The sequence below is a fragment of the Phaeobacter sp. CAU 1743 genome, from assembly GCF_039839315.1.
GTDB classification, from domain to species: domain Bacteria; phylum Pseudomonadota; class Alphaproteobacteria; order Rhodobacterales; family Rhodobacteraceae; genus Phycobacter; species Phycobacter gallaeciensis_A.
In genome coordinates this window covers 1-3,071 of record NZ_JBDOQR010000154.1, presented here as the reverse complement: position 1 = coordinate 3,071, position 3,071 = coordinate 1, and the positions used below count along the sequence as shown (strand labels likewise).

4 protein-coding genes are annotated in these 3,071 nt (G+C 48.7%); 2 read left to right on the top strand and 2 right to left on the bottom strand.

What is annotated here, in order from left to right; genetic code table 11:
* Window positions 1–124 precede the first annotated feature (124 nt).
* Together AAFO90_RS24415 and AAFO90_RS24410 are read right to left on the bottom strand one after the other, a co-directional pair.
* Window positions 125–358, bottom strand: coding sequence for a hypothetical protein (locus tag AAFO90_RS24415; protein ID WP_347511131.1), 234 nt, complete (start codon window positions 356–358; stop codon window positions 125–127).
* Window positions 359–659: 301 nt separating this feature from the next.
* Window positions 660–995 carry a hypothetical protein gene (locus tag AAFO90_RS24410; RefSeq protein WP_347511130.1) on the bottom strand — a complete coding sequence of 112 codons (336 nt, stop codon included), beginning with the start codon at window positions 993–995 and terminating at the stop codon, window positions 660–662.
* A gap of 389 nt (window positions 996–1,384) precedes the next feature.
* Between AAFO90_RS24410 and AAFO90_RS24405 the strand changes: the two genes are divergently transcribed.
* Window positions 1,385–2,320: a hypothetical protein gene (locus AAFO90_RS24405; protein ID WP_347511129.1), complete on the top strand. Its 936-nt coding sequence runs from the start codon at window positions 1,385–1,387 to the stop codon at window positions 2,318–2,320.
* A 67-nt stretch (window positions 2,321–2,387) separates the two neighbouring features.
* Entirely contained in the window at window positions 2,388–2,978 is a 591-nt protein-coding gene (locus tag AAFO90_RS24400) for a hypothetical protein (protein WP_347511128.1), read from the top strand.
* Window positions 2,979–3,071: the final 93 nt, after the last annotated feature.

Below are 3,071 nucleotides of genomic sequence, written 5' to 3'. Positions count from 1 at the left end.
ATCGGCCAAACCGCCGCTCAGGCGGCCAATACGGGGCGAAAATCGCTGGAAATGACGCCTCAACCGCCCCAAACTGCCCTCAAGCGGCAACATCGGCGCAGCCGAAGACGTTGTTCAGACGTTCCTATAGGGATATGCAGATGGATTTATTTGTTAGATAATCCTTTGCCCCTCTTTGCCTTACATCTGTGTGAGCAGTTATAGAATAAGTTCTTCTATCAATGTTCTCAGTTGCTCTCATGTGTTGAACAGCTGATGCGATATATAGGTTCGCCTCTGCTTTTCTTGATGCCCATTGAGGATTGAAAGGTGTTTCTGTTTTATCTTTGGTTTTTATTTGTTGTGTACTTGTTCCCATTTTGGTTTCTCTTTGCTTGTATAGTTCTGGATAATCTCATGATTATGTTCCTACTATGTGATTTAAAGTTGTTTCACTGATGTGAGTGATGTGTTGCCATCTTGTGAGCATGATGTTGTTTATCATATACACATGGATAACACTTTATCATATACACATGGATAACACTTGCCCTTACCGCAAAGTAAGGGTTGAGAAAAAATAATGATTACTTTGGCAGAACCTGGTGCGTTACCGTGGAGGCTTTAGTAATCTTTTTCTCGCATCAGTGTAGGGATTATCTCAAATCTCAAAAGGATTGTCAAGGTAATTCCAACAGTGAGGCCAAGTATTTCGCCCTCCGCCAATCTGATAATTTCAATCTTTTAACTATCTCCTCAGATAATTCTTTTTCAATTTTTGCCAGTTCGCTTATTTCAGTTTCAAATATTGTAGCGAACCTGTCGTAGCTGGCATTCACCTCTCGGATTTTGAACAAGCACTCCAGCAAAGCATCTGTTGGAAAATCTCTCCCGTAGAACCTTTGTCGGTAGAAGAAGTTTGGGGTTCGCTTGCAGAACCGTTGGCTGAAATCCGGATAACCGTCGCACAGTCCGTGTTTTATCAGGGTGTTTGCCGTTCGTTGTAACAATGTCATTGCCTTGCCCTCCATCTCGTGCGGCAAAACTATTTATCATTGCTGGGGCAAGATGGCCGTTTTTGGCTCAAAAATCGCAGTTTTTGGTTCTGGGGTGGGTCGGGTGCAAAAAAAGCCAATCCCGGTATGTACGCCTGGTACAGCGGCTCTCAGTGGTATTCTGGAAGGCTTTGTTCCACCAGTCTTTGCGGTCCGGGATGGTCCTGGATTGCTGCAACGGCGTCAGCTATGTGCTTGTCACAATGTAATCACGTGGGGGCATCTTGGGCGGCAACAAGTCTTGCAAAAGTTATAAAGTTTTGGAACTTGTTGGTCGGTCAGCGGCAACCCAAAATCATCAATCCCTTGTACGCTATCTTGCTGGCCCCTTGTTTCCAAGGATTGCACCCGTGTTCCGTGATGAACGGGTGGTGGCTTACATAATTGCTGATCCCCATCGGCGGCAGGTGTGGAATGCTGTTCTTGCAGCGGGAAGCCGCCTTGATGAACCCTATGTTGGGGATGAATGGTTTGCACGGTTGCTCACGGATTCTGCAAAGTCCTTGATTGCTGATGCCTATGGTTCCTGTCCCAGTGGATTCCTTACCTTGCTTGGCCGCTGTGATGAACTTGGCCATCCAGCAGAATTCTACTGGTTCTGGTACGGGTTCTTGGCTGAGAACGTTGGTGCTATCCGTGAAATCGCATCATCGCCGGTTCCAATCTGGGAGCTGTATCGGGTGTTGAAGAATCTGCCACGGGAGCTGCGAACCATTGGGATTGCCTGTCGTTTTGGTGAACACGTTGGCACAGGGCAGTTCGTAGAAGCGGTTCGCTGGATGCACGGTGGCCAACCCAATGCTGGGGTATGGCGTGAGGTCGGGGAAAGGCTGGAACGTGGAACATCACCTCGGAAGATTCTGGATGGGATGCTGGCGGATGCCAGTTGTCCTGAGCCGTACCTTGTGGATGCACGGTTCCGGCATATTGCTACGGTCGGTGAGCTGAAACGTGCGGCCAAGCGGTTTGAAAACTGCTTGGGGATGGATTTTACCCTTGAGGAAGCCTTGCGAGGGGAATCCCAGTTCTATGAATGGGTTGGCGAAGGTCAGGCTGCCATCGTGAGCATCACCAACGATTTGCCGTTTGGCTGGATGCTTGGTTCCATCAAAGGCGTGGGCAACGTGGCACCGGAACTGGAAACCCACATTCACATCACGGAAGCCCTTGCTGAACAGGGGGTGGTGGGCAGGATGAGCGTAATGGATATGGTCGCGGGTGTGCCCCGAACGATGGGTCGGCGGCGTGAGCGGGATGTAGCATCACTTTGGGAAGGTAATGAATGAACGGAGTTCGTGGGGTGACTGTGAGGTTATCTAATGGTATCAGCGTGACAGTTTCTTTGGAGGTTTGATGCAAATCTTGATTTCTTCGGCTGCAGTTACTGTTGCTCTACTGGTGCCCTCCGTTGGCACGGCACAGTCGGTGCTAGAACGCGTACTTGGACAGGTGGAAAACTCCACCAATCTTGCTCCGGTTAATGGCGTGTATGCGAATATTGCGGAAAGTGTGTCGGATATTACTATAATGCCAGCTTATCAAACGGAGATGCATTTTGAGGACGCACAGGTAACAGTCAATTTGGGATTCTTCCTTCCTATTAGAACGCCCAGCTCTTCTGGTGAGATGATTACATCTGACCAATTGGGATATGAGCGTACAAATATTCTTGGGGAGCCTACTGCGAGTATGACTATTTCCGAAACTGGCTTGATGACTTTCAGTACAGCCGACCCAAATATAGAGTACTACTTTGATAACAAGCTTGGAATTCCATCTGGTCCATATGGAGATGGAGATTCCATTCAGATACCGTTACATGATAGCTCTAGCGTATATCATAGAACAGGCACTGATCAATATTGGCTCATCAGTGAATCAGTCTCAGACCTCTATAAGGATGATGGCTATGAACCGACATTCCCCAAGTGGCCTGCCGTCTGACGTCAAGATCGCCTGATTTTGCCCGCTGGACAAGCGTTTTTCGCGCCGAGCGGCGTCTGCGGTCGCGCAAACGCCTGGAGCTGGGCGGATCGG